At 66.5% G+C, this 25,652-nt stretch carries 20 protein-coding genes and 1 pseudogene; 7 read left to right on the top strand and 14 right to left on the bottom strand.

Going from position 1 to position 25,652, the window contains the following annotated elements; translation table 11 throughout:
- Window positions 1-73: 73 nt before the first annotated feature.
- A complete protein-coding gene (locus JCM7685_RS06825) occupies window positions 74-544 on the bottom strand; it encodes a phage virion morphogenesis protein (protein ID WP_100526026.1) in 471 nt (156 codons plus the stop codon).
- Window positions 545-763: 219 nt separating this feature from the next.
- Between JCM7685_RS06825 and JCM7685_RS06820 the strand changes: the two are divergent.
- Window positions 764-1,696, top strand: a pseudogene (locus JCM7685_RS06820) (IS5 family transposase).
- A gap of 293 nt (window positions 1,697-1,989) precedes the next feature.
- On the opposite strand, the gene JCM7685_RS06815 reads toward JCM7685_RS06820, so the two are convergent.
- The 5 genes from JCM7685_RS06815 to JCM7685_RS06795 form a co-directional block, all read right to left on the bottom strand.
- Window positions 1,990-3,039 carry a patatin-like phospholipase family protein gene (locus tag JCM7685_RS06815; protein WP_074969617.1) on the bottom strand — a complete coding sequence of 350 codons (1,050 nt, stop codon included), beginning with the start codon at window positions 3,037-3,039 and terminating at the stop codon, window positions 1,990-1,992.
- A gap of 128 nt (window positions 3,040-3,167) precedes the next feature.
- The gene (gene prfB, locus JCM7685_RS06810) at window positions 3,168-4,295 is read right to left on the bottom strand and encodes a peptide chain release factor 2 (protein ID WP_062563715.1); all 1,128 of its coding nucleotides are present in this window, start codon (window positions 4,293-4,295) and stop codon (window positions 3,168-3,170) included.
- A gap of 148 nt (window positions 4,296-4,443) precedes the next feature.
- Window positions 4,444-6,981 (bottom strand): penicillin-binding protein 1A, encoded by a 2,538-nt coding sequence (locus JCM7685_RS06805; protein WP_074969615.1) that lies wholly within the window; start codon window positions 6,979-6,981, stop codon window positions 4,444-4,446.
- A 70-nt stretch (window positions 6,982-7,051) separates the two neighbouring features.
- A complete protein-coding gene (locus JCM7685_RS06800) occupies window positions 7,052-8,272 on the bottom strand; it encodes an N-acetylmuramoyl-L-alanine amidase (protein ID WP_074969614.1) in 1,221 nt (406 codons plus the stop codon).
- A complete protein-coding gene (locus JCM7685_RS06795; protein WP_074969612.1) occupies window positions 8,269-9,405 on the bottom strand; it encodes a pyridoxal phosphate-dependent aminotransferase in 1,137 nt (378 codons plus the stop codon). Before JCM7685_RS06795 ends, JCM7685_RS06800 begins: the two co-directional genes overlap by 4 nt.
- Window positions 9,406-9,552: 147 nt before the next feature.
- On the opposite strand from JCM7685_RS06795, the gene JCM7685_RS06790 reads away from it, so the two are divergent.
- Window positions 9,553-10,302, top strand: a complete 750-nt coding sequence (locus JCM7685_RS06790; RefSeq protein WP_074969610.1) for a DsbA family protein — start codon at window positions 9,553-9,555, stop codon at window positions 10,300-10,302.
- A gap of 92 nt (window positions 10,303-10,394) precedes the next feature.
- On the opposite strand, the gene ispG is transcribed toward JCM7685_RS06790, so the two are convergent.
- The 3 genes from ispG to hemA all read right to left on the bottom strand — a co-directional run bounded on the left by ispG (window position 10,395) and on the right by hemA (window position 14,213).
- Entirely contained in the window at window positions 10,395-11,519 is a 1,125-nt protein-coding gene (ispG, locus tag JCM7685_RS06785) for a flavodoxin-dependent (E)-4-hydroxy-3-methylbut-2-enyl-diphosphate synthase (RefSeq protein ID WP_074969608.1), read from the bottom strand.
- A 125-nt stretch (window positions 11,520-11,644) separates the two neighbouring features.
- Window positions 11,645-12,877, bottom strand: coding sequence for a helix-turn-helix domain-containing protein (locus JCM7685_RS06780; protein ID WP_074969606.1), 1,233 nt, complete (start codon window positions 12,875-12,877; stop codon window positions 11,645-11,647).
- Window positions 12,878-12,983: 106 nt separating this feature from the next.
- On the bottom strand, window positions 12,984-14,213 hold the full coding sequence (hemA, locus tag JCM7685_RS06775; RefSeq protein WP_074969604.1) for a 5-aminolevulinate synthase: 1,230 nt from the start codon (window positions 14,211-14,213) through the stop codon (window positions 12,984-12,986).
- 169 nt (window positions 14,214-14,382) lie between these two features.
- Between hemA and JCM7685_RS06770 the strand changes: the two genes are divergently transcribed.
- Window positions 14,383-15,768, top strand: coding sequence for a dipeptidase (locus JCM7685_RS06770; RefSeq protein ID WP_074969602.1), 1,386 nt, complete (start codon window positions 14,383-14,385; stop codon window positions 15,766-15,768).
- A gap of 9 nt (window positions 15,769-15,777) precedes the next feature.
- A complete protein-coding gene (locus JCM7685_RS06765; protein ID WP_074969600.1) occupies window positions 15,778-16,044 on the top strand; it encodes a hypothetical protein in 267 nt (88 codons plus the stop codon).
- Window positions 16,045-16,121: 77 nt separating this feature from the next.
- Here the strand turns inward: JCM7685_RS06765 and JCM7685_RS06760 are convergent, their stop codons facing one another.
- From JCM7685_RS06760 to JCM7685_RS06740, 5 genes are all read right to left on the bottom strand, one after another.
- Window positions 16,122-16,631, bottom strand: a complete 510-nt coding sequence (locus tag JCM7685_RS06760) for a CarD family transcriptional regulator (RefSeq protein WP_074969598.1) — start codon at window positions 16,629-16,631, stop codon at window positions 16,122-16,124.
- A gap of 442 nt (window positions 16,632-17,073) precedes the next feature.
- Window positions 17,074-17,412, bottom strand: coding sequence for a ferredoxin FdxA (fdxA, locus tag JCM7685_RS06755; protein ID WP_074969596.1), 339 nt, complete (start codon window positions 17,410-17,412; stop codon window positions 17,074-17,076).
- 174 nt (window positions 17,413-17,586) lie between these two features.
- Complete coding sequence (locus tag JCM7685_RS06750; protein ID WP_074969594.1) at window positions 17,587-17,862, bottom strand: RNA-binding S4 domain-containing protein; 276 nt, start codon at window positions 17,860-17,862, stop codon at window positions 17,587-17,589.
- On the bottom strand, window positions 17,859-20,798 hold the full coding sequence (locus JCM7685_RS06745; RefSeq protein ID WP_074969592.1) for a helicase-related protein: 2,940 nt from the start codon (window positions 20,796-20,798) through the stop codon (window positions 17,859-17,861). The genes JCM7685_RS06750 and JCM7685_RS06745 overlap by 4 nt, the downstream gene beginning before the upstream one ends.
- Complete coding sequence (locus JCM7685_RS06740; protein WP_231964696.1) at window positions 20,798-21,505, bottom strand: tetratricopeptide repeat protein; 708 nt, start codon at window positions 21,503-21,505, stop codon at window positions 20,798-20,800. The genes JCM7685_RS06745 and JCM7685_RS06740 overlap by 1 nt, the downstream gene beginning before the upstream one ends.
- A gap of 70 nt (window positions 21,506-21,575) precedes the next feature.
- Here JCM7685_RS06740 and JCM7685_RS06735 point away from each other — a divergent pair, with 70 nt between their 5' ends.
- The 3 genes from JCM7685_RS06735 (at window position 21,576) to JCM7685_RS06725 (ending at window position 24,758) form a co-directional block, all read left to right on the top strand.
- The gene (locus JCM7685_RS06735; protein ID WP_074969590.1) at window positions 21,576-21,860 is read left to right on the top strand and encodes an SCP2 sterol-binding domain-containing protein; all 285 of its coding nucleotides are present in this window, start codon (window positions 21,576-21,578) and stop codon (window positions 21,858-21,860) included.
- A gap of 4 nt (window positions 21,861-21,864) precedes the next feature.
- On the top strand, window positions 21,865-22,809 hold the full coding sequence (locus JCM7685_RS06730) for an alpha/beta hydrolase (protein WP_074969588.1): 945 nt from the start codon (window positions 21,865-21,867) through the stop codon (window positions 22,807-22,809).
- Between the two features lie 83 nt (window positions 22,810-22,892).
- Window positions 22,893-24,758 carry a M3 family oligoendopeptidase gene (locus JCM7685_RS06725; RefSeq protein WP_231964695.1) on the top strand — a complete coding sequence of 622 codons (1,866 nt, stop codon included), beginning with the start codon at window positions 22,893-22,895 and terminating at the stop codon, window positions 24,756-24,758.
- The last annotated feature ends 894 nt before the right edge of the window (window positions 24,759-25,652 follow it).

The following is a 25,652-nucleotide window of genomic DNA, read 5'->3' as shown; positions in this document are numbered from 1 at the left end:
TTTTCGTGGGAATAGCTGACAATAACCGATTACAAACAATAGTCCGGGAGATGTTGCGAATGTGGCTGCGGCACTACCCGGGCGAGCCCGCAGCGCGCTGCAAACACTCGTCGATGATTTCCAACACGTCGCTGCGATCTTCGTCTGACAGGCCGATGAAGGGCCGGGCGGGAATGTCACCCCAGAGGTTCGGATGCTCGGCCTTGCGGCCGCCGAATTGCATCATCGCCGCCTGAATGGCGTTTGACCCAATCGTCGCGGCGTCCATTTCGGCCTGCATGTGGATCTTGCCGTAAAGGTCACCATGACGCCACAGCGGCTTCTTACCGTAGTGCTCGCCTGCCTTGTCGTAGTGCCCAAGCGTCACGGGCGACCGCAGCGCGAAAGCGGTTCCTCCGGCGTCACGCCAGCCTTGAATCGCTTTGTCGTTGAGGCAAGCAGCGAATCGCCAAGGTCGTTCATCAGGCCTGAAGTGTCGGTAAACGCCCTCTATCTCCTTAAACGCACGACGGATAACCGCATCGTTGAACTCGACTTCAATCATGCTTCACGTCCTCTTTCTGGCGCGGCGCTCCGCATCAGCGCGCAGTCGCTCGCGGTTCTCGGCCTCGCGGCGCAGATAGGTGCGGACCGAGATATCGGAGATGCGCAGTTTGCGGGCGATCTGGGCGATGGACAGACCCTGCGCATGGAAATGGGCGGCACTGTTGCACAAATCCTGTCATGGATTCATCTGATGAAACCCGTACGGTAGCTGGTCTGCATGAGCCGACCCGCATCCCCGACATACAGAACCCGGAACTGACCAGCCTACAATGAAGCGCTCAAGCGCCGGGGTTCGCTGACGATCTGGTTCGACCCCGAGATGAGCTGGGATGCCGCGCCGACAGGCAGGCGTGGCCGCCAGCAGACCTACAGCGATGCCGCCATTCAGACGTGTCTTTCGATGAAGGTGCTCTTCGGCATGGCGCTCAGGCAGACGACTGGTTTCGTCGAGAGCCTGCTGCAGTTGGTTGGTCTCGACTGGACGGTGCCTGACTTCAGCACCCTGTCCCGTCGCCAGAAGACCCTGGCTGTGAACATACCGTATCGCGGGTCCAAGGGGCCGCTGCACCTGCTGATCGACAGCACTGGCATCAAGGTCGAGGGCGAAGGCGAGTGGCACGCCCGCAAGCATGGCGGCCCGAAACGGCGCGTCTGGCGCAAGATCCATCTGGGGATTGATGAGGAAACGCTGGAGGTTCGGGCGGTGGAGATCACAGGGAGCCACATCGGCGATGCGCCGGTGTTACCCGACCTGCTCAAACAGATCCCGGCGCACGAGCAGATCGGCCGCGTCACAGCAGACGGCGCCTACGACACCCGCAAATGCCACGATGCCATCGCTGACCGCGGCGCCGACGCTGTCATTCCGCCCCGCAAGAACGCCAAACCCTGGAAGACAGTCGCCGCCGGCGCGGGCGCACGAAACGAGGCTCTGCGGGCATCGAAATACCTCGGTCGTGCCCTCTGGCGACGATGGAGTGGATACCACCCCCGAAGCCGCGTCGAGACGAAGATGCACTGTGTGAAACTGCTGGGTCAGCGCCTCATGGCACGGGACTTTGACCGACAGGTCGCCGAGCTTCAGGTCCGTATCGCTATTCTGAACCGTTACACCGCGCTTGGCACCCCCGTCACAGAGGCCGTGGGATAGATCTGTCCGGGGAAAGGGGGAAAACCGGCCATCAACTCTTTGGTGCAACAGAGTCCGCGGCACCAAGAACCTTACTTAGTGGTGATGATTGGAAGGGCGGGGAGCGATCCTCGCCCTTTCTGCTGGGCTGGTGAGTCTCGAAAATGGGGGGCCGCGTTTGCCTAAGATGCCAACTTGACGTAACGTTAACTTTTGTCGGAATTTGGCATAAATTTGGTGCCAGAATCACTCATAAGATATTGATTTTGCTTATCCGATGGTGAAGCCCAGCCTTCACCCTTGCCGCAGCAGCGCTAATGGAACAGCTTCGACAGGTCGTAGGAATCGCGGCTGCCGATGTTGCCGGCATCGTTCTCCAGGAACCGCTCGGCGGCAGCCACCCCTGCGTCATGCATGCGCGCCAGCAGCCCCGGGGCCGGTATCAGCTTGGTGCTCGCGCTCAGCGAATTCATCAGGCTTTCGTCCATGATCGCATGCAGCAGCACGTTCTTCATCGATCGCCCCGTAAGCCGGCCCTCGGCATGCAGCTTCTTGACGAAATTGATCGCCCGCAGATCGGCCAGCAACGAGGCATTGAAGCTGATCTCGTTCACCCGGTCCTGGATCGCGGCCGGAGTCTTCGGCACCGCCTCGCGCAGCATCGGGTTGATGTTCACGATCACGATGTCGCGCGGCAGGTCGACGCGATACAGCGGAAACAGCGCCGGATTGCCGGAATAGCCGCCGTCCCAGTAAGCCTCGCGCCGACCCGTCTTCGGGTCGTCGATCTCGACCGCGCGGAACAGTTCCGGCAGGCAGGCCGAGGCTAGGATCGTGTCCACCGTCACCTCTGCGCCGCCAAACACCCGGACCAGACCGGTGCGGACATTGGTGGCGGTGACGAAAAAGGCCGGCCCCTCTTCGCGGCCCAGCCGTGGATGCGGCATCTCGCGCAGGATGGCGGCCAGCGGATTGGTATAAAACGGCCCGGAATCGTAAGGGCTGAACACACGGGTCAGCGAACCCAGCCACGCCACGGGAGAGAACAACTCCGTCAGCCGCTGCCAGGCCCGGGGCGCGGGAAACATCGAATGCAGCCATCGCACCATGGAATTGTCGCTGACCTGCCCGACCTGCGACCAGACATAGGCCAGGTTATCGCGTGCCGCCTGACGCCCACGCCGACCCGGCCCGCAGGACAGCCCCGCCGCCAGGGCCGCACCGTTCAATGCCCCCGCGGATGTGCCGCTGATACCGCGGATCTCGATCTCGGGCTCGTCCAGCAGCCGATCCAATACGCCCCAGGCAAAGGCGCCATGCGCGCCGCCGCCCTGCAAGGCCAGATTGATGCGCTTGACCGCCATGTCGCCTCCGAGGTTTGGCCGTATTTCGTACTCGCAGCATATCATGCTGCAATGCAGCATCAAACGGGACGCTTCCGGCTTTCCGTTTTCCAAATACCCCCCGCGACCGGGCCACAGGCGCGGCGGGCTCAGTCCTCGGCCTGCGCCTCGGCGCGGGATTTGCCGGCCACGTCCAGCGCCAGGGTCGCCGCCATGAACGCGTCGAGATCGCCGTCCAGCACCCCCTGCGTGTCCGAGGTCTCATGTGCGGTGCGCAGATCCTTCACCATCTGATAGGGATGCAGCACGTAAGAGCGGATCTGGTTGCCCCAGCCGGCATCGCCCTTGGCCTCGTGCTGGGCGTTGATGGCGGCATTGCGCTTGTCGAGTTCCAACTGATAGAGCCGCGCCTTCAGCGCCGCCATGGCGTTGGCGCGGTTCTGGTGCTGCGACTTTTCCGAACTGGTCACCACGATTCCGGTCGGCAGGTGCGTGATCCGCACCGCCGAGTCGGTGGTGTTGACGTGCTGCCCGCCCGCGCCCGACGAGCGATAGGTGTCGATGCGGATGTCCTTGTCGGGAATGTCGATCTCGATATTGTCGTCCACCACCGGATAGACCCAGACCGAACTGAACGACGTATGCCGCCGCGCCGCCGAATCATAGGGCGAGATGCGGACCAGCCGGTGCACGCCCGATTCCGACTTCAGCCAGCCATAGGCGTTCGGACCGGAAATCTTGTAGGCGGCCGAGCGGATGCCGGCCTCGTCGCCGCCGGTCTCGCTGAGCAGTTCGACGGTGTAGCCCTTTTTCTCGGCCCAGCGGACATACATGCGCGCCAGCATCGAGGCCCAGTCGCAGCTTTCGGTGCCGCCGGCGCCGGCATTCACCTCAAGGAAGGTATCGTTGCCGTCGGCCTCGCCGTTCAGCAGCGCCTCGAGTTCCTTCTGCGCCGAAAGCTCGGCCAGCGCCTTCAGCGATGCCTCGGCATCGGCGACGATCTCGGCGTCATCCTCGGCCTCGCCCAGCTCGATCAGTTCGGCATTGTCCTTGAGCTCGGTCTCGATGCGGCGATAGGTCTCCACCGCATCCGAGAGCATCTGCCGGTCGCGCATCAGCTTTTGCGCGCGGGCCGGATCGGACCAGATGTCGCCGGCCTCGATCATCGCGTTCAGTTCCTCCAGCCGGTGCGGCGCGGTTTCCCAATCCATGCGCTGCGCCAGAAGCTTCAGCGACTTGCGGATCGCATCGATGGTGGCTTGGGTTTCGGCGCGCATGGGTCGGTCTCTTTCAGGTCGGAACCGCAGACAGATAGCGCGGGCGCGCGTCGCGGGCAAGGGATGCGCGCGGGGCAAGGCCGCTGCCGGGGGTCCTCGGCCCCCCGGACCCCCGAGAGTATTTGGGAACGGAGAAAGCCCGGGAAGCCTAGTAGAGGCCGCCCGAGGAGAGGGTGCCGAAATCGGCCTTTTTCGGGATCACCTTCTTCTTGCCGGTCGAGGTGGTGACCGCCTGGCCGCCGTCGCGGGCCGAGGTGAACAGCGGCAGCGTCGCCGGGTCGGCGCGACCAAAGCCGCCATCGACCAGGCCGAGGCCGCTGAGATCCTGGCCGTCGCGGAAATATTCGGCGATGACATTGTCGCCCTTGGCGTCGGGGCCGAGGATGGCGCCGCTGAAGCGGTCGATGTTGACGAAATGCCCTCCCGGCGGGACATTGAACGCGGTGCCGCCGAATTCCTTGACCGCTTCCTTCATGAATTCGTTGAACACCGGGACGCAGAGCGTGCCGCCGAAGGCGTTCGAGCCCAGCGTGCGCGGCTGGTCATAGCCCAGGTAGCAGCCGGCGACGAGGTTCGAGGTGAAGCCGATGAACCAGACGTCCTTGGCATCGTTGGTGGTGCCGGTCTTGCCGGCCACCGGCACCGGCAGGCTGACGCCGCGGCCCGAGCCGCGCTTGACCACGCCCTCCATCATCGAGGTCAGCTGGTAGGCGGTGATCGCGTCCATCACCCGTTCGCGATTCGAGACGATCTGCGGCGAGGCGCCGGCCGGCAGCGTCGCCTGGCCGCAGGTCACGCAGTCGCGGCGGTCGTGGCGATAGATGGTCCGGCCGCGCCGGTCCTGCACGCGGTCGACCAGCGTCGGTTCCACCCGTTCGCCGCCGTTGGCGAACATGGCATAGGCCGCGACCATCTTGAACAGCGTCGTTTCCTGCGCGCCGAGCGAATTCGCGAGGAAATGGCCGAGATGGTCGTAGACGCCGAATTTCTCGGCATATTTCGCCACCGTATCCATGCCGATGTCCTGGGCGATGCGGATGGTCATCAGGTTCCGGGACTGCTCGATCCCGGTGCGCATCGGCGTCGGACCGTAGAACCTGCCGCTGGCGTTCTTGGGCGTCCACAGCCCCTGCGGCGTGTTCACGGTGATCGGCTCGTCGACGATGATCGTCGCGGGCGTGAAGCCCGAATCCAGCGCCGCCGCATAGACGAAGGGCTTGAAGCTGGAGCCCGGCTGGCGCTGCGCCTGGGTGGCGCGGTTGAAGACCGAGCTTTGATAGCTGAAGCCGCCCTGCATCGAGATCACCCGGCCGGTGTTCACGTCCATGGCCATGAAGCCGCCCTCGATCTCGGGCACCTGGCGCAGGGTCCAGCGGATCAGCGCGCCGGTCTTGTCGTCGGTCATTTGCCGGACCAGCACCACGTCGCCGACCTCGAGCAGGTCCGAGGCGACCCGCGCCTTGGGGCCGAGCTTGCCGTCCGAGAGCCGCTTTCGCGCCCATTGCACGTCCTTGGCGGGGATGGTCTGGGTCGCCTCGTTGTCCTCGATGCCGATGGTCGCGTCGGTGTCGCCGAGCGCCAGCACCACGGCCGGGAACCAGCCCTCGATGTCGCGGGGCACCTTGGTCTCGGCCAGGGCGGCGCGCCAATCGGCCTCGGTGGCAAGCTTTTCGGCCGGGATGGTCACGCGGGTGCCGCGCCAGATGCCGCGGCCGCGGTCGTATTGCTCCAGCGCCTTTTGCAGCGCCCGGGCCGCGACCTTTTGCAGCCGCGGATCGACGGTGGCGCGGATGGCGAGGCCGCCCGAGAAGAACTCTTCGGCGCCGAATTGCGCCGAAAGCTGGCGGCGGATCTCGTCGGTGAAATAGTCGCGCGGCGGCAGTTGTTGCTGGAAGGCGGGGAAATCGCCGTTCTGCACCGAGCGCAGCGGTAGCTTCGATTCCGACTGATAGGTCGCCTCGTCGATATAGCCGTTCTGCCACATCTCGCGCAGGACGTAGTTGCGCCGTTCGGTGACCCGTTCCTTGGCACGGACGGGATGATAGCGGCCGGGCGCCTGCGGCATGGCGGCCAGCGTCGCCGCCTCATGCGGCGCGAGCTCGGTCAGCGGCTTGTTGAAATAGGTCTGCGCCGCGGCGGCGACGCCGAAGCTGTTCTGGCCGAGGAAGATCTCGTTCAGATACAGTTCCAGGATCTGGTCCTTCGACAGGGTCGTTTCCAGCCGGGTGGCCAGGATCAGTTCCTTGATCTTGCGTTCGACGCTGCGGTCGCTGGACAGCAGGAAGTTCTTCATCACCTGCTGGGTGATGGTCGAGGCACCGCGCACGTTCTCGCCCCGCGTGCGCACGGCCTGCACCAGCGCCCCCATCATGCCGCGCGGGTCGAAGCCGTGGTGATGATAGAAATTCTTGTCCTCGGCGCTGATGAAGGCTTCCTTCACCAGCGGCGGAATCTCGTCGATGGGCACGAAGATGCGGCGTTCCTCGGCGAATTCGTCGATGATCCGGCCCTCGCCGGAATAGATCCGGCTGATGGTCTTGGGGGCGTATTGCGCCAGCTGCTCATGGCTGGGCAGGTCGCGCGTATACATCCAGAAGACCGCGCCCAGCGTCAGGGCAACGAAGAAGGCGGCGGTCACGAGCCAGGAAAAGATCGCGCCGAAGAAGGACAGGACGAAACGCAGCAAGGGGCAAGGCCTCTGGGGAAAACAGGGTCTCTATAGACAGCACCGCGGCCCCCGTCAAAGCAACCTTGCGCTACTTTCGGGAAAGCGCCGCGCGTGCCGCGTCGTCCTGGGCCCACAGCCCCACCGCCCGCGCAATGGCCTGCGCGGTGCGGGAGCGCCATTCGGGATCGAAGAGGTTGGCCCGGTCGCCGGCATCGGTCAGAAAGCCCAGCTCGATCAGAACCGAGGGAATATCGGGCGATTTCAGCACCGAAAAGGCCGCACCCCGCACCGGCCGGCGGTGCATGACGATGCCGGCACGGTTCAATTCGGAAACGGCGAACTTGGCGAAGGCCTCGGAACGCGGCTGGGTCTCGGTGCGGGCCAGGTCCATCAGCACGTCGGCGATCTGGTCGTCTGTGCCGGCCAGGTCCAACCCGGCCACCAGGTCGCTGCGGTCGTGGCGCATCGCCAGGTCGCGGGTGGCGCGGTCGTCGGCCTGCGGGTTCCAGGTATAGATCGACAGGCCGGCGGCCTCGCCCGCCGGCAATGCGTCGGCGTGAAGCGAGATGAACAGGTCCGCCTTGCCCGCCCGCGCCAGGGTCATGCGCCGTTCTAACGGCACGAAGCTGTCGTCGCTGCGCGTCGCCACCACCTCGAAACCGGCGCGGGACAGGACCTCGGTCAGTTCGCGGGCAAAGCCCAGCATGACCGCGGCCTCGTAGATCGCGCCGACCTGCGCCCCGGGATCGTGGCCGCCATGGCCCGGGTCGATGGCGACGCGCAGCACCCGCTCGGCGATTCGGCGCGGCACCGGCGCCACCGCGGCCGGCGCCGGCAGGTCCCAGAGCGCGGAAAGCGCGTTGTCGCGGGGCGCGAACTCATCCTGGCCGACCGGTTCGATCCGCAAGGCGACCGCCGCGCCGCCGCCCTGGGCCGGACCCTGCACCGCCGCGCGCAGCGCATAGGGGCCTGGCAGTTCCATCACCAGCCGCGACCAGCCCGGCCGGAACCGGCCCCAGCGCAGCGCCGGCACCAACTCGCGGCCGCTCAGCGCGGCGGCATCGGCGCCGGAAAAGTCGATTTCGCGAAAATCGGCCACCAGCCGCGGCGGGCCGTCGAGGAAATAGACCCGATAGGGCACCGGCTGGTCCAGCACCAACCGCAGCTCCATCGGCCGCGGCTTGCCGCGGTCGCGTCCCTCGGCCACCAGCGACGAGCGCGCGGCATCGATCCTGGCCAGCGCCGAAGGCTGCTGGGCCAGCACCGGCAGCGCCAGCCAGACCAGCAGCAGGGCGCAGAGCCACCTCATCGCGCCGCCATGAAGGCGGCGAGCCGGTCGAGCCCCTCGGCGATCTCGGCCGTGGCCCGCGCATAGCTGAAACGCAGCGTGCGCGCGCCCCGCACCGGGTCGAAATCCAGCCCCGGCGTGACGGCGACGCCGGCCTTTTCAAGGATTTCCGCCGCAAAGCCGAGGCTGTCCTTGGTCAGGTCCGAGACATCGGCATAGATGTAGAAGGCGCCTTCGGGCGGGGCGATGCGCGAGAAGCCGATCTGCGGCAGGCGCTCCAGCATCAGGCGTCGATTTTCGGCGTAGACGGCAAGGTTTGCATCGGCTTCCTGGAAACAGTCCAGCGCCGCCAGCGCCGCGACTTGACTGGCATGGGGCGGGCAGATGAACATGTTCTGGGCGATGCGCTCGACGGTGCGGATCATGGTTTCGGGTACCACCATCCAGCCGACGCGCCAGCCGGTCATGCTGAAATATTTCGAGAAGCTGTTGATGACGAAGGCGTCGTCCGTCACCTCAAGCGCGGAATGGAAGCCCGCGCCATAGTCGAGCCCGTGATAGATCTCGTCCGAAATGACATTCATCCCCAATTCCGCCGCCCGCGCGGTCAGCGCCGCCAGTTCTTCGCGCCGCAGCACCGTGCCCGAAGGGTTGCCGGGCGAGGCCAGGATCAGCCCCTGCGCATCGATGGGCAGGTCCTGCGGGCGCGGCTGGTAGCGGTCCTCGACCCGGGTCGGGATGCCGACGGGGTCCAGCGACAGGGCGCGCAGGATCTGCCGATAGCTGGGATAGCCCGGCTCTCCCAGCGCCACGCGGTCGCCAGCATCGAACAGCGCCGAAAAGGCCAGGATGAAAGCGCCCGACGACCCGGGCGTCACCACCACGCGATCGGGGTTCAGCTCGATCCCATACCAGCGCCGGTAAAGCCCGGCGATGCCCCGGCGCAGCTCCGGCAGGCCAAGCGCGACCGTATAGCCCAGCGGTTGTTCCAGCGCGGCGGCCAGCGCGCGACGCGCGCCCCGCGGCGCCGGGGTCGAGGGCTGGCCGACCTCCATATGCACGATATGGCGGCCGGCGGCCTCGGCCCGGCGCGCGGATTCCATGACATCCATGACGATGAAGGGATCGACCTGCCCGCGGCGGGATTGTCTCATGTCTGCCTCGATGGTTTTGCGCCGGGTATCACGCCTGCGGCCGGTCGGGTCAAGCTTTGCCGGTCAAGCCCGCGTGAAACCGGGACGCATCGCTTGCAAGGGGCGGCCCGGCGGGCCAATCTTCGCGCCAAGATGAAAGGACCCCCGATGAAAGCCATCCTGACCGCCGCCGCCCTGACGGCGACCGCCCTGCCCGCCTTCGCCTTCGATCCGGCCGACATGAACGAGGCCGAGAAGGCCGCCTTCGGCCAGGCGGTGCGCGAGTTCCTGATGGCCAATCCCGAGGTGCTGGTCGAATCCATCAACGTGCTGGAGGAGCGCCGGCTGGCCGACGAGTCGAAGAACGATCTTCTGCTGGTCGAGAACAACCGCGAGGCCATCTTCAACGACGGCCACAGTTGGATCGGCGGCAATCCCCAGGGCGACGTGACCCTGGTCGAGTTCATCGACTATCGCTGCGGCGTCTGCAAGAAGGTGAACCCGGACCTGGAGAAGCTGATCTCGGCCGACGGCAATATCCGCTGGATCCTGAAGGAATTCCCGATTCTGACCCAGGAAAGCGACCTGGCCGCACGCTTTGCCGTGGCCGTCCAGCAGGAAGCGGGGCCGGAGGCCTACAAGAAGGCGCATGACGCGCTGATGGAATCGCGCGGGCCGGTGAACCTGGAAAGCCTGACCGCGCTTGCCGGGGAGTTGGGCGTGGACGACAAGACGGTGCTGAACCGGATGAACACCGAGGAGGTCTCGGCCGTGATCCGCAAGAACCGGCAGCTGGCGGAGCAGATGAGCGTGATGGGCACCCCCACTTTCATCATCGAGGGCGAGATGCTGCGCGGCATGCCGGCTGACGGGCTGGAAGGCGCCATCGCCCGGGCGCGGGCGGCGAAGCAGGGATGAGCTTTCGCCGTTCGGGCCGATGGCGCGGGCGGCATTGGGTATTTGGGAAACGGAAAAAAAGGCAGGGGCGGCGTGTCGGGCCGCCCTTTCGCTTATTCGGCCGCCTCGGATCGGGCGGATTCGAGTTCGGCGGCGCGTTTCTCGACCAGTTCCACGATATGGTCGACCATCTGGTCGTTGGTCATCTTGTGATCCTGCTTGCCGGCCAGATAGACCATGCCCGCCCCGGCGCCGCCGCCGGTGAAGCCGATATCGGTCATCAGCGCCTCGCCCGGGCCGTTGACGACGCAGCCGATGATCGACAGGCTCATCGGGGTCTTGATGTGTTCGAGGCGTTTTTCCAGCGTCTCGACGGTGCGGATCACGTCGAAGCCCTGACGCGCGCAGCTGGGGCAAGAGATGATCTGCACACCGCGGGTGCGCAGCCCGAGCGATTTGAGGATTTCGAATCCGACCTTGACCTCTTCGACCGGATCGGCCGACAGGCTGACGCGGATGGTGTCGCCGATGCCCATCCACAACAGGTTGCCGAGGCCGATGGCGGATTTCACCGTGCCCGCCGTCAGCCCGCCCGCCTCGGTGATACCAAGATGGATCGGCGCGTCGGTCGCCTCGGCCAGTTGCTGATAGGCGGCGGCGGCGAGGAAGACGTCCGAGGCCTTCACGCTGATCTTGAATTCGTGGAAGTCGTTGTCCTGCAGGATCCTGATATGGTGGAGGCCGGATTCGACCATCGCGTCCGGGCAGGGCTCGCCGTATTTCTCCAGCAGGTGCTTTTCCAGGCTGCCGGCGTTGACGCCGATGCGGATCGAGCAGCCGTGATCGCGTGCGGCCTTGATCACCTCGCGCACGCGGGTGGCGTCGCCGATATTGCCGGGGTTGATGCGCAGGCAGGCGGCGCCGGCCTCGGCGGCCTCGATGGCCCGCTTGTAGTGGAAATGGATGTCGGCGACGATCGGCACCGGGCTTTCGCGGCAGATTTCGCGCAGGGCCGCGGTCGAAGCCTGGTCGGGGGTCGAGACGCGGACGATGTCGGCGCCGACATCGGCGGCGCGGATGATCTGGTCCAGCGTCGCCTTCACGTCGCTGCTGTCGGTGTTGGTCATGGTCTGCACGCTGATGGGCGCGTCGCCGCCCACGGGCACATTGCCGACCATGATCCGGCGCGACTTGCGGCGGTCGATATTGCGCCAGGGGCGGATCGGATTATGCGACATGGTCGGGACCTTTTCCTGCGCCGAGAGCGGACTGTTGCCAGAGAGATAGGCGCATGCGCCCGGACGGGCAAGCCGTCAGCCGGTGCCGGGCCGGGCAATAGCGCATCCGTGACCGTCGCGCGGGGCTATTCCTGGACCGGGGGCTGGTCGGTGCCGGCGGTCGATGCCAACGTCACCATCTGCGCCAGTTCCGGATCCTTGGCCAGGTCGGCAAAGGCGTATTTCGAGGTCAGGGCGGTCGGCGACAGCTCGACGTTCTTGACCACCTTGGCCCCCGGGGCGGCCGGGCCGTAAGCGCGGCCGTTCACGGCGAAATAGACCGCGCCCGAGTTACCGGCGCGCAGGATCGGCGGCGCTTCGAGCTTGGGCAGGGCGAAGCGTTCGCCGGCATCCATGGTTTTTTCCAGCAGCACCGTGCCATCGGCCGAAGTCACCCGCACCCAGGCCGGGCGAGCGGCGAGAATCTCGATTTCGGCGGCATCGGGGGCGACGGTGCGCACGGCCAGCTGCTCGGCCGGCATCTGCGGGCCAAAGGTCTCGGCCGCCTGCGCCGGGCCGGGCGCGGTCACCGCCTGCGCCACGACGCTTTCCGGCGCCAGCGCCGCCGGAGCGGCGCGGCCGGGGTCGATGGCGGCGATGGGGCCGTCGCGGGCCACCAGCACCGGCACCTCGAGCGCCTGCGGGCGATAGGTGCGGTCCAGACCTTCGGGACGCGGCAGGTTGACCTGGGCCGATTCGACGGTCTCGGGCTCGGCCGCCTCTTGCACCGGGTCCAGCGCGGCGATCACGCCGGGGGCCTGGTCGCCCGGGGTCAGATTGACCTTCTGCACCTCTTGCAGCACCGCCCAACCGCCATAGCCCAGCCCGCAGGCCAGCGCGACCATCACCGCGAGCGAGCCGATGGCGCGGGGCTCGATCGAATTCCAGATGCTTTCCTGCCGCGGCAGGAAGATCGGATGCGGATTGGCCAGCGCCTCGGCCGGGTCCGAGGGCCGGCGCTGCGGCTTCGGACCCGAGGCCGCGGGGGCCATGCCATGCGTTGGCTGGAAGCCGGATTCCTGGCAGAAGCGCCGGAAGGTCCAATCGCAATCCATGCCCAGATAACGGGCATAGGAGCGGACGTAGCCGGCGATGAAGCTGGGCGTATCGAAGGCCGAAATGTCGCAATTCTCGATGGCGGCGACGTAGGAGGCGCGGATTCGCAGCTCGCGCTGCACGTCCAGCAGCGACTTGCCCAGCGTGGCGCGTTCGCCCCGCATCAGGTCGCCGAGTCGAATATCAGGATCGTCGAAGCCGTGCGGCAAAGCCGCAGCCTCGTCATGGCCATGCGACGGGGGATTACCCCTCAGCCCGATCATCGCGCCTGCCCCATTCTTGTCTGCTCGCCTCCCGAATCGGGAGACTCTCACGATTTGATTAAAGCAAGGTTATCACGGGCGCGAGAGGGGTTCACCTTGAAACGTATCAAGCCGCAGAAGTTGAACGGTTCAGTTTGCACTGCGACCACAGGTTGTCCATGGCACGGACCAGCTGGTCGATCTGGCGCGGATCGTGCACTGGCGAGGGCGTGAAACGCAGCCGCTCGGTCCCGCGCGGCACGGTCGGGAAGTTGATCGGCTGCACATAGATGCCGAAATCGGCCAGCAGCATGTCCGACAGCGCCTTGCAATGCACCGGATGGCCGACATGCACCGGCACGATGTGGCTGCCGTGGTCCATGATCGGCATGCCGAGCCCGCGCAGCCGCATCTTCAGGATGCGGGCGTTCAGCTGTTGCTGGTCGCGCAGCACCTGGCCCTGTTCGGTCTTCAGGAAGGCGATCGAGGCCGCCGCGCCCGCCGCCACCGCCGGCGGCAGCGAGGTGGTGAAGATGAAGCCCGGCGCATAGGAGCGGACCGCGTCCACCATCTTCGCCGAGGCGGCGATATATCCGCCGAAGACGCCGAAGGCCTTGCCCAGGGTGCCGTTGAAGATGTCGATGCGGCCCATGAGCCCGTCGCGCTCGGCCACGCCGCCGCCGCGGGGGCCGTACATGCCGACGGCATGGACCTCGTCCAGATAGGTCAGAGCGTTGAATTCCTGGGCCAGATCGCAGATCGCGGCGATGGGGGCGAAATCGCCGTCCATGGAATAGATCGATTCAAAGGCGATCAGCTTCGGCGCCTCGGGATCGTCGGCTTCCAGCAATTCGCGCAGATGCGCCACGTCGTTGTGGCGGAAGATGCGCTTGGCGCCGTCGAAGCGCTTGATGCCCTCGATCATCGAGGCGTGGTTCAGCGCGTCGGAATAGATGATCAGGCCCGGGAACAGCTTGCGCAGCGTGGAAAGCGTCGCGTCATTGGCGGTATAGGCGCTGGAAAACACCAGCGCGGCCTCTTTCCCGTGCAGGTCGGAAAGCTCCGCCTCGAGCCGCTTGTGATAGATCGTGGTGCCCGAGATGTTTCTCGTGCCGCCCGAGCCGGCGCCGGTGCTGTCCAGCGCCTCGTGCATCGCGGCCAGCACCACCGGATGCTGGCCCATGCCCAGATAGTCGTTGCCGCACCAGACGGTGATTTCCCGCTCGGTGCCGTCGGCGCGGGTCCAGACCGCCTGCGGATAGGCCCCCTTGCGGCGCTCGATGTCGATGAAGGTGCGATACCGCCCTTCTTCGTGCAGCTTCCCGATGGCTTGGTCGAGGGCGGCTGAATAGTCCATCTGAGTCCCTTGCCTTGCTTGAACTTGCTCGCTTGGGGGATCATGCTCCGATCCCGCGGGTCACGACTTGATACGGGTCAATTCAGGGAAAATATAGGGTCAAAATGTCGCAATACGACCATCGAACCATGCGCTTTCCCTGAGAAATTCATTCAGGAACAGGGAAAACATGCCAGACAGCACCAGAATCGACGAAGTTCTTTCTACGCTGGACGCGGAATTGCCGCGGGCGCTGGAACGGCTGAAGGACTTCTTGCGCATCCCGTCGATCTCGACCGACCCGGCGCATCGGGCCGATGTGCGCCGCGCCGCCGAATGGCTTTGTGCCGAGCTGGCGGGGCTGGGCTTCGACGCCTCGGTCCGCGACACGCCCGGCCATCCGATGGTCGTCGCCCATTCGGCGCAAGGCGACCGTCGCCCGCTGCTGTTCTATGGCCATTACGACGTGCAGCCGGTCGATCCGCTGGACCTGTGGGACCGCCCGCCCTTCGAGCCCGAGATCGAGGACACGCCGCAGGGCCGCGTCATCCGCGGCCGCGGCGCCGCCGACGACAAGGGCCAGCTGATGACCTTCGTCGAGGCCTTACGGGCCTGGAAGGCGGTGCATGGCGCCCTGCCCTCGGACCTGGTGCTGCTCTTCGAGGGCGAGGAGGAATCCGGCTCGCCCAGCCTGCAGCCCTTCCTGCGCGAGAATGCCGAGGAATTGCGCGCCGGCATCGCCATGATCTGCGACACCGGCATGTATTCCGACGGCCGCCCGGCGATCACCACCCAGCTGCGCGGGCTGCTGGGCGAAGAGATCGTGGTCCGCGCCGCCGACCGCGACCTGCATTCGGGCAGTTTCGGCGGGCTCGCCGCGAACCCGATCCAGGTGCTGGTCGATGCGCTTGCGACCGTGAAGGGCGACCAGGGCCGCATCACCCTGCCCGGCTTCTACGACGGCGTCGAGGATCTGACGGACGAGCTGCGCACCGACTGGGCCGCCCTCGGCTTCGACGCGGAGGCGTTCCTGGCGCAGGTCGGCCTGCGCCGGCCCGTCGGCGAAAGCGGCCGCACCGGGCTGGAGATGGTCTGGAACCGCCCCACCTTCGAGATCAACGGCATCACTGGCGGCTATACCGGCGAAGGCTTCAAGACCGTGCTGCCGGCCGAGGCCCGCGCCAAGGTCAGCTTTCGCCTGACCGGCACCCAGGACCCGGCGGCGATCCGCGAGGCATTCCGCGCCCATGTCCGCGCCGCCATCCCCGAGGATTGCCGGGTCGAGTTCCACGGCCACGGCGCCAGCCCCGCCAGCCGCATGGACATCGCCGACCCCGCCTTCGCGGCGGCCAAGCAGGCGCTGTCGCAGGAATGGGGCCGCGAAGCCGCCTATATCGGCGCCGGCGGCTCGATCCCCATCGCCGGGGATTTCAAGCAGATCCTGGGCATGGATTCGATGCTGATCGGCTTCGGCCGCGACGACGACCGCATCCATTCCCCGAACGAGAAATACGACCTCGACAGTTTCGCCAAGGGCGCGCGCAGCTGGGCACGCATCCTTGCGGCGCTGACCTGAGGCGGCCGGATGGGAACGGTCAGCTTCCCGGCCAGGATCCTGCGCAAGCGGGATTTCCTGCCGCGCTATATCGTCGTACGGCCCGAACATGTGCCGGGCCGCAGCGCCGCCTTTGCCGTGCAGGTGATGCTGAACCAGGCCGGCCCCTTCGCACGCAACATCCGGCCCTGGGGCAAGGGATCGGACCTGTTCTTCTTCAACTTGACCGAAGTGCAGTGCCGGCGCGCCGGGCTTGACACCAACGACCAGTGCCTGGTGACGCTGACGGCGGATTGACCGGGCCGGCTGGGCTCGGGCAGACAAAGGAAAAGGGCGCCCGGCACGGGCGCCCTTCCTGCAATCGGTGCGGGTGATCAGGCCGCGCGGGCGGTCAGCACGGTCTCGACCTTCTTCTGGGCGCCGGCCTCGTCCATGCCGGCCACGGCGGCGACTTCGCGAGTCAGCCGGTCCAGCGCCGATTCATAGAGCTGACGCTCGGAATAGGATTGCTCGCGCTGGTCGTCGCTGCGGTGCAGGTCGCGCACCACCTCGGCGATGGAAATCAGGTCGCCCGAGTTGATCTTGGCCTCGTATTCCACGGCGCGGCGCGACCACATCTGGCGCTTGACGCGGGCCTTGCCCTTCAGCGTGGCCAGCGCCTGCTCGACCAGATCGGGGGTGGAAAGGCTGCGCATGCCGATTTCCGAGGCGCGCGCGGTCGGGACGCGCAGGGTCATCTTGTCTTTCTCGAACGAGATCACGAACATTTCGAGGCGCAGCCCGGCGACCTCCTGTTCTTCGATCGAGACGATCCGCCCCACGCCATGGGTCGGATACACCACGAAATCATCGGGGCGGAATTCGGTCTTCTTGGCTTTCGACATTGGGCTTCCTTCGCAGTTGCGCCGCGATACGGCACAAAAAACCCTCAGGCGGGACGATCCCCCCTTACGGGTCAATCCGTGTTTCTTGCGCTTCTGGCCGGGCAGTCGGTCAGAACAGGCAGCAACGCCGACCAAGCCACCAAAGCGGCCTGATCGGCGCGATATGGCGGCATCATAGCATAAAATTCAGTCCGGTTCAAAGCCTTGCTGCAAAGCGGCACCGGTCCTGCAGTGAGAGGAATAATCGTTTCAAATCAGGCACTCGGGAACTTTCACCGGCAGAACCGATGCATGAGTCCGCACGAATCGCTCATGCCGACCCACAATCAGCGCCTAGCGATTCCGGTGGCGTCGCGCCACGGCTATTCAGACAAATGCGAGAATAAAAATAAGCCTTGCTTACAATTCCGCCACGCGGCGGGTCGGTGCGAGACCGCCGGTCTCAATCGCCCTCGCCCGGTGCTTCCGAGAAATATTTCTCCAGCTTGCCGGACTGGCCGTCCATTTCCTGATAGCCGGGCATCGGGTCCTTCTTGCGGGTGATCACCGGCCAGAGTTCGGCATATTTGCGGTTGAACTCGACCCAGTTTTCCATGTCCGGCTCGGTATCGGGGCGGATGGCATCGGCCGGGCATTCGGGTTCGCAGACGCCGCAATCGATGCATTCGTCGGGATGGATGACCAGCGTATTCTCGCCCTCGTAGAAACAGTCGACGGGACATACCTCGACACAATCGGTGTATTTGCACATGATGCAATTATCGGTGACGACGTAGGTCATGGGGACTGTTCCTGCTTTCCTGAGCGGGTAGTTACGCCCGCCGCTGCCGTGATTCAAGGCCGTGCCAGGCGAAAAGACGGGCATCACCGCCATGCCGGGGCCGGCGGGACGCCGTTCCGCATTCCCCCGGCCAGCGTGGAACCCGGTTCCAGGCTGGGGTGCGAACGGGCCGAATCAGAGCCCGATTTCCTCGTAGAGCGTCTCCGCCTCGGTCGCAGGACCCCGCCTTTCGCCCAGAAGCAGCACCCGCAGGACCCGCACCCTGCCATGGGCCGAGACCGTCACCGTGTCGCCATGCCGCACCGGCTGGGCCGGCTTGTGGCAGGGCTGGCCGTTCACCCGGATGCCCCCGCTGCCGATCGCATCGGCAGCCAGGGTGCGGGTGCGGAACAGCCGCGCGTGATGCAGCCAGCGGTCCAGCCGAAGCGCCCCCGCGGCCGCAGCGCTCACGACTTGTTCTTGAGCGAGGCCAGAATCGCGAAGGGGCTGTCGGGATCGGCCTGCTTCTCGGCCCGCGGCGGCCGGGCCTCGAAGCTTTTCGGGCTCTCGTGGCGGGGCTTGCCCTTGCCGTCGTGGCGCGGCTTGCCCTTGGGTCCGCGTTCGCCCCGTTCGCCGCGATTGTCCTCGCCCCGGCGCTTGCCCTCGAAGGGCTTGCCGCCCTCGCGGGGCTTGTCGCCGTCGCTGCGTTCGCGGCGCGGGCCGCGTTCGCCCTGTGGGCGCGGCTGGCGGTCGCCTTGCCCCTGCCCTTGACCCTGGCCCTGCCCTTGGCGCTCGGGGCGGCGGTGGCCGCCGCGCGGACGCGGTGCCCAGGTGAAGGTATAGAAAACCTCCGTCTCGGGCGCGGCTTCCTCGGCCGCCTCGCCCGTGGCCTCGGCCTCGGCGGCCTTGCGGGCGGCCTGCTCGGCCTCCCACTTGGCGCGGGTCTCGGCGGCAAGCACGCTTTCCTCCTCGGTCAGCGGATGCTCGTGATCGGCGGCCTCGGGGGCGGGCGCGTCGGCCGGGGCCGTCTCGGCGCGGGCCTTGGGACGCTCGCCCTTTTCGGCACGATAGCCCAAGCCCGCCATCAGGCCCGAGAACTGCTCCAGCGTCATGCCGGTGATCGACAGCATGTCGGCCGTCGCCTCGAAGCCGGCGCGGCTGTCTTGCGCGCGCAGCATGTCGGCCAGCCGTTCCAGCATGTCGATGCGGATCGCCCGCTCGCCCGCCGGGTGATAGCCCGAGAGCGTGTAATAGCCCTTGGGCACGTCCGGCAGGTTCGGGATCGTCACCAGACCCGGGGGCGGGCTTTCCGGGAACTCGGCCAGCCCCTGATCCAGACCCCACAGCACCAGCCGCAGCCGGGTCGGCGCCGGCTTCAGCAGCGCCGGCTGGAAGATGGTGAACTGGCCGAAGCGCACGCCATGTTTGCGCAACAGGCCGCGCGCCTCCTGGTCCAGTTCCTTGACCTCGTTCGCGACGCCCTCGCGCGGCAGGACGCCCAGCGCCTCGACCAGGCGGAAGGCGAAGCCGCGGGCCAGGCCGGTCAGCGTCTCGTCGTTCTTCAGCGCCTGCAAGGGCTCGAAGGCGGTGCCGATCTTGCGGTCGATGAAATGCTGCAGCCGGCGGCGCACCTTCTCGGCGATGTCCGGGCCGGCCTCTTCGTCGACGAAGGCCTCGACGCCGGGCTTCAGCGGCTCGGCGCCCTTGACCAGCTTGCCGACGGCGGACGAACCCCACATCAGGCCGCCCTGCTCGGTAAAGTCCAGCTCGGTGTCCGGCGCGTTGTAGAACCGGTCGGCCCGCAGGTGGAACTCGGGCCGCAAGGCCTCATAGGCGGCGCGGGACAGCATCTTCGCCTCGTCCCCGGTCGCATTCGGATCGGCGTGGAAGCGGAAGCCTTCCAGACGGCCGGCGAATTCGCCCTCGACCGTCACTTCGCCCTTGTCATTCACCTCGGCCAAAAGGCTCTCCTTCTGTTTGAGCCGGCGCAGCAGCACGGAGGTGCGCCGGTCCACGAATCTTTGCGTCAGAGCCGCGTGGAGCGCGTCCGACAGTCGATCTTCTACCGCGCGAGTCTCGGCGCGCCAATGACTTTCATCGGAAACCCAACCCGATCGCTGCGCGACATAGGTCCAGGTCCGTATAAATGCCAATCGTTTCGACAATGTGTCGATGTCGCCCGCCGTCTTGTCGATGCGCTCGACCTGGCGGCGCAGCCAGTCGCCCGGAACCTTGCCCGTCCGCAGGAAGCCGAAGATTCGCGCCAGCAGCGTCGCATGTTCGGCCGCCGAAATGGCGCGGAAATCCGGGATCCGGCAGACGTCCCACAGCAGACGCACGTCCTTGGGATGCGTCAGCAGGTCGCGGATCTCGGGCATCGAGGCGAGCGTCTTCAACGCCCGCAGGTCGTCGGCCTCGCGCCCGCGGGTCAGCCATTCCGATTGCGGCGTGGTTTCGAGGCTGGCGATCAGCCGCTCGACGGTGCCGAATTCCAGCGCCGCATTGCGCCACATCAGCCGGCTGATCGGCTGGAAGCGGTGGTTCTCGATCGCCTCGATCAGCCCTTCGTCCAGGGGCGAGGCATCGCCGGTGACGCCGAAGGTGCCCGGCTCGGTATGGCGGCCGGCGCGGCCGGCGATCTGGCCCAGCTCATGCGGGAACAGCGGGCGATAGCGGCGCCCGTCGAATTTCTCGGTGCCGGAAAAGGCGATGTGGCGAATATCGAGGTTCAGCCCCATGCCGATGGCGTCGGTGGCGACCAGGAAATCCACCTCGCCGTTCTGATACATGGCGACCTGGGCATTGCGGGTGCGGGGCGACAGCGCGCCCATGACCACGGCGCAGCCGCCCTTCTGCCGGCGGATCAGCTCGGCCGTGGCATAGACCTCGTCGACCGAGAAGCAGACGATGGCCGAGCGCGGCGGCATCCGGCTGATTTTTTTCGACCCCGCCCAGGTCAGCGTCGAAAACCGCTCGCGCCGCATGAATTGCACGCCCGGCACCAAGGCCGCGATGGCGGGCCGCATGGTGTCGCTGCCCAGCAGCAGGGTTTCGTGCAGGCCCCGCATGTTCATCAGCCGGTCGGTGAAGACATGGCCGCGCTCGGGATCGGCGCAAAGCTGGATCTCGTCGATGGCGACGAAATCGGCGCCGACCTCGGGCATGGCTTCGGTGGTGGCGACCCAGTATTGCACCCGTTCGGGGACGATGCGCTCTTCGCCCGTCACCAGCGCCACGACCGAGGGGCCGCGGGCCTTGACGATGCGGTCGTAGACCTCGCGCGCCAGCAGGCGCAGCGGCAGGCCGATGACCCCAGTGCGATGCGCCAGCATCCGGTCGATGGCGTAATGGGTCTTGCCGGTATTGGTCGGGCCCAGCACGGCCGTGACCCGGGATTTGTCATTCATCAAACGGCCGTGCCCTGCAGTTCCTGTTCGATCCGCCGGACGGCGTCCTGCGCATCCTCCTGATGCGGATGCAGCTTCAGGCTGGCCCGGAACGCCTCCAGCGCCCGGCGCTTGTCGCCCAGCTCATCCAGCATGGTGCCAAGCTGGGTCAGCGCGCCGAAATGGCGCGGCTCCAGCCGCAACACCTGCTCCAGGTCGGCGATGGCGGGACCGTAGTCGCCGTCCAGATAGAAGGCGACCGAGCGGAGATACCAGCCCGCCGCGAAATCCGGCGCGTGGTCGGTCAGCGCGGTCAGGTGGCCGAGGGCGGTCGGGATGTCGCCCGCGTCCAGCGCCGACTCGCCCCGCTTGTAGAGCAGGTCCATCGCCGCCGAACCCGAGCGCGACCAGATGCGCAGGATGTCGGTTTCGGCCCGCGCCCAGGTCTCGCCCCCGGGCTGGGCCAGTTCGGCGAAAAGCAGGTCCAGGTCCTCGCGTTCGCGCGTCAGGGCCTCGACGGTCGGCTCGGCCGGGGCGGCGGGCTCGGACAGCGCGTCCTCGACCGGCGAATCGCTTTCATTTTCGGGAGATTCTTCTTGCGGGTCCGCATCCTGCGCTTGTATCGCTGGGGCGTCCTTGGGGACGTGCTGGCCCCATGCCGGGAAACCGCCGGGAACCGCCAGCCCCAGAAGAAGCCCTGTCGCAACGGCATGATGGAAATGAGGCACTGGCCAACGCATGGTCCCCATGTAACCCTCCCACCCCCGCAATACCAGATACGAGAACAGGAGACATCGAATGAGCAAAGTCATCGAGGGCGCCGTGGCCGCGCTGGCCGAAAAGGCCAAGGGCTTCGACGGCACCGCCAAATTCGTCATCGAGGGCGAAGGCTCGGTCTATATCGACGAAAACGGCGCCCGCGCCGGCGATGACGAGGCCGAGGTGACGCTGACCGCCAACCGCGAGACCTTCGAGGGCATCCTGTCGGGCGACGTGAACCCGACCACCGCCTTCATGACCGGCAAGCTGAAGGTCGACGGCTCGATGGGCACGGCGATGAAGCTGGGCGCGCTGCTGTCTTGACGCGATGACCCCGGCGCCCTTCAACACGCTCCCGGGCGATCCGCTGCCCATGGCCCGCGCCTTCTGGCTGCGGGCCGAGGACGGGGTGCGGCTGCGCGCGGGGCACTGGGCGGCGGGCGGCGCCTCGGGGACGGTGCTGCTGTTCCCCGGGCGCACCGAATACCTTGAGAAATATGCCGAGGTCGCGGCGGATCTGAATGCCGCCGGGCTGGACGTGCTGGCGCTGGACTGGCGCGGTCAGGGCATGTCCGACCGCCTGCAGGACAATGTGCGGCCCGGCCATATCGGCAGCTTCCTGGACTATCAGCGCGACGTGGTCGAAATGGTGGTCGCGGCACAGGACCTGGACCTGCCGCGTCCCTGGCACCTGCTGGCCCATTCCATGGGCGGCGCCATCGGGCTTGCGGCGCTCGACGGCGGGTTGCCGGTCGCCAGCGCGGTGTTCTCCTCGCCGATGTGGGGCATCGACCTGCACGGCATTCCCGAGGCGCTGGCCCTGGCCCTGGCCACGGCGATGGCGCGCCTGGGCCGCGGCGGCCATCCCGCGCCCCGCTCGGGCGGCGAGGAAAGCTTCGTGCTGCTGGACCCGTTCCGCGACAACCTGCTGACCCATGACGGCCGCCGCTGGGGCCGGCTGGTGGCCGAGGCCGCCGCCTGGCGCGACATCTCGATCGGCGGCGCCAGCAACGACTGGCTGCGCGAGGCGATCCTGGAATGCCGCCGCCTGGCCACCCTGCCCGCCCCCGCCCTGCCGGCGCTGATCGCGCTTGGCGACGGCGAGCGCATCGTCTCGCCCCGGGCGATCCGCAGCCGAGCGGCCGGCTGGCTCGGGGCCCGGCTGCTGGAGCTGGATGAATGCCGGCATGAGCCGATGATCGAGCGCGATCCGGTCCGCGACCGCTTCCTGCAAGCAGCGCTGGCGCATTTCGCCGCGGCGGCCTCGCCCTAGAGTCCTGTGCCCCGCCGCGCGACCCGGCCCTTGCAGGCGGGCGCGTCAGGCGTCACATCTGGGGGCAGAGGAAAGGACCGACCATGACGATTTCTGCCTGCCGCCCGCCCTTCCGCGCCCTGCCCGCCCGCCTGCCGGTCCGGGACGAGAATGCGCTGCCCGTCGCCGCCGAAAACCCCGATCTGGGCAGCCTGCCCGACTGGGACCTGACCGACCTCTACCCGGCGCCCGACGCGCCGGAACTGACCCGCGATCTCGATGAGGTCGAGGCGGCTTGCTGCATGTTCGCCCGCGACTACGAAGGCAAGCTGGCGTCGCTCGAACCGGACAAGATGCTGGAATGCATCGAGCGCTACCAGCAGATCGACATCCTGGCCGGGCGGATCATGTCCTATGCCGGGCTGCGCTATTACCAGAACACCACCGACGCGGCGCGCGCCAAGCTGATGGGCGACCTGCAGGATCGCATCACCACGGCGACGACCAAGCTCGTGTTCTTCAGCCTGGAATTCAACCGCATCCCCGAGGCCCGCTACGACGAGCTCTTCGCGGCACCGAACGGCCCGGCGCGCTACAAGCCGGTCTTCGACCGCATGCGCGCCATGCGGCCCTACCAGCTGTCGAACGAGCTGGAGCGTTTCCTGCACGACAATTCCGTGGTCGGCGCCGCCGCCTGGAACCGCCTCTTCGACGAGACCACCGCCGCCCTGACCTTCGAGGTCGAGGGCGAGACGCTGGGTCTTGAGGCGACGCTGAATCTGTTGACGGACCACGACCGCGCCCGCCGCGAGGCCGGCGCCAGGGCGCTGGCCGAGGTGTTCGGCAAGAACGTCAAGCTTTTCGCCCGCATCCACAACACCCTGGCGAAGGAAAAATCCATCGAGGACAAGTGGCGCAAGATGCCGACACCGCAGACCGCGCGCCACCTGTCGAACCATGTCGAGCCCGAGGTGGTCGAGGCCCTGCGCAACGCGGTGACCGCCGCCTATCCGCGCCTGTCGCATCGCTACTACCGGCTGAAGGCGAAGTGGCTGGGGCTCGACAAGCTGCAGGTCTGGGACCGCAACGCGCCGCTGCCCACCGAGACCCCGCGCCTGATCGCCTGGCCCGAGGCCGAGGCCACGGTCCTCGACGCCTATGCCGGCTTCTCGCCGAAACTGGCGGAACTGGCGCAGCCCTTCTTCGAGCGGGGCTGGATCGACGCCGGCGTGAAGCCCGGCAAGGCGCCCGGCGCCTTTGCGCATCCCACCGTCACCACCGTGCATCCCTATGTGCTGCTGAACTACCTCGGCAAGCCGCGCGACGTGATGACGCTGGCGCATGAGCTGGGCCACGGCGTCCACCAGCGACTGGCCGCGGCACAGGGCGAACTGCTGGCCTCGACGCCGCTGACCCTGGCCGAGACCGCCTCGGTCTTCGGCGAGATGCTGACCTTCCGCGCGCTGCTGGCGAAAACCACCGATCCGGCCCAGCGCAAGGCGCTGCTGGCGGGCAAGGTCGAGGACATGATCAACACGGTCGTGCGCCAGATCGCCTTCTACGATTTCGAATGCAAGCTGCACGCCGCGCGCGCCAAGGGCGAGCTCACGCCCGAGGACATCAATGCGCTGTGGATGTCGATCCAGGCGGAATCGCTGGGCGACGCCTTCGAGTTCATGCCGGGCTACGAGACCTTCTGGACCTATGTGCCGCATTTCGTGCACTCGCCTTTCTACGTCTACGCCTATGCCTTCGGCGACGGGTTGGTGAACGCGCTCTACGCCGCCTACGAGGACGGGCTGCCCGACTTCCAGGCGAAATATTTCGCCATGCTTTCGGCCGGCGGGTCGCAGCATCACAAGGAACTGCTGGCTCCCTTCGGCCTAGACGCCTCGGATCCGGCCTTCTGGGACAAGGGCCTGTCGATGATCGAGGGATTCATCGACGAGCTGGAAGCGTTGGAGGCGTAATCCCGCCCTTAGTGCCGGGGGCGCTTCGCCCCCCGGACCCCCAGAGGATATTTGGACACAGAAGAAAACATCCTCGTTTTCTTTAATGCGATGCAGTCCGACCGATACGGAATATTCGAATCGGAGAGTACTGGAATATTCGATTGAGGAAGGTGGACGGATCGCCAGATTTTCCGCTGCCTCGGTTTTCTTTCTGTGGACGGGGAAAAAGCTCATGGATATGGGTCGTGACCGTAGCGCCACGACAGCGCACGCCATCCGAGCTGCGATACAGCAATCGGAGGTCTCGCTGGCGGCACCGCACCGGGAGCTGATTCAGCCGCAAACCCGTCTCGCAATGTCGTAAGCGGGCCAGGGGGCGATGACCTGAGGACCTCGCCCCGACGATTCTGGTTCGGCTGTGCTGAGCCAGGAGCAAGCCATGGTTATCGCGTTCAGACGTCCCAGGCTGCTGCCGCTTCGCTTCCTCTACAGCCCTGTAGCCGTCAGTTCCCATCCGGCGCGTTCGGTTTCTCTGCCTTCAACGGAACGGGATATTGCGCCTGCCGGATGTCGATGAAGATCAGCAGAAACGGTAGCGCTTCAAGCGCCATCCTATCGGCTGTTTCATGCTGGAATCGCCGAAATGCAGACATCGAGGGAAAGCCTATTCCTTTGTCGTGATTGACAGAACCAGAAAGTTCGCCTCGTTCGGAAGGCCGGAAAGATGGCTGCAGCGCAATTCCTGCGCGACCTGCGCGACAGTTCTGCGGCGGATCCAAACCATATCGACCGACAACGGCGTGCAGTTCGCAACCGGCGCCGCGGCACCAGCGCCTTCGAGCACATCGTCGGTCGCGCGTGCCGTGAACACGAGAGCACGCGGCTGACGAAGCGAAACATCGCGACCTGTTT

The organism is Paracoccus aminovorans (genome assembly GCF_900005615.1).
GTDB classification, from domain to species: Bacteria; Pseudomonadota; Alphaproteobacteria; order Rhodobacterales; family Rhodobacteraceae; genus Paracoccus; species Paracoccus aminovorans.
Note: the sequence above shows the minus strand (reverse complement) of the source record. Positions and strands in the feature narration are given on the sequence as shown.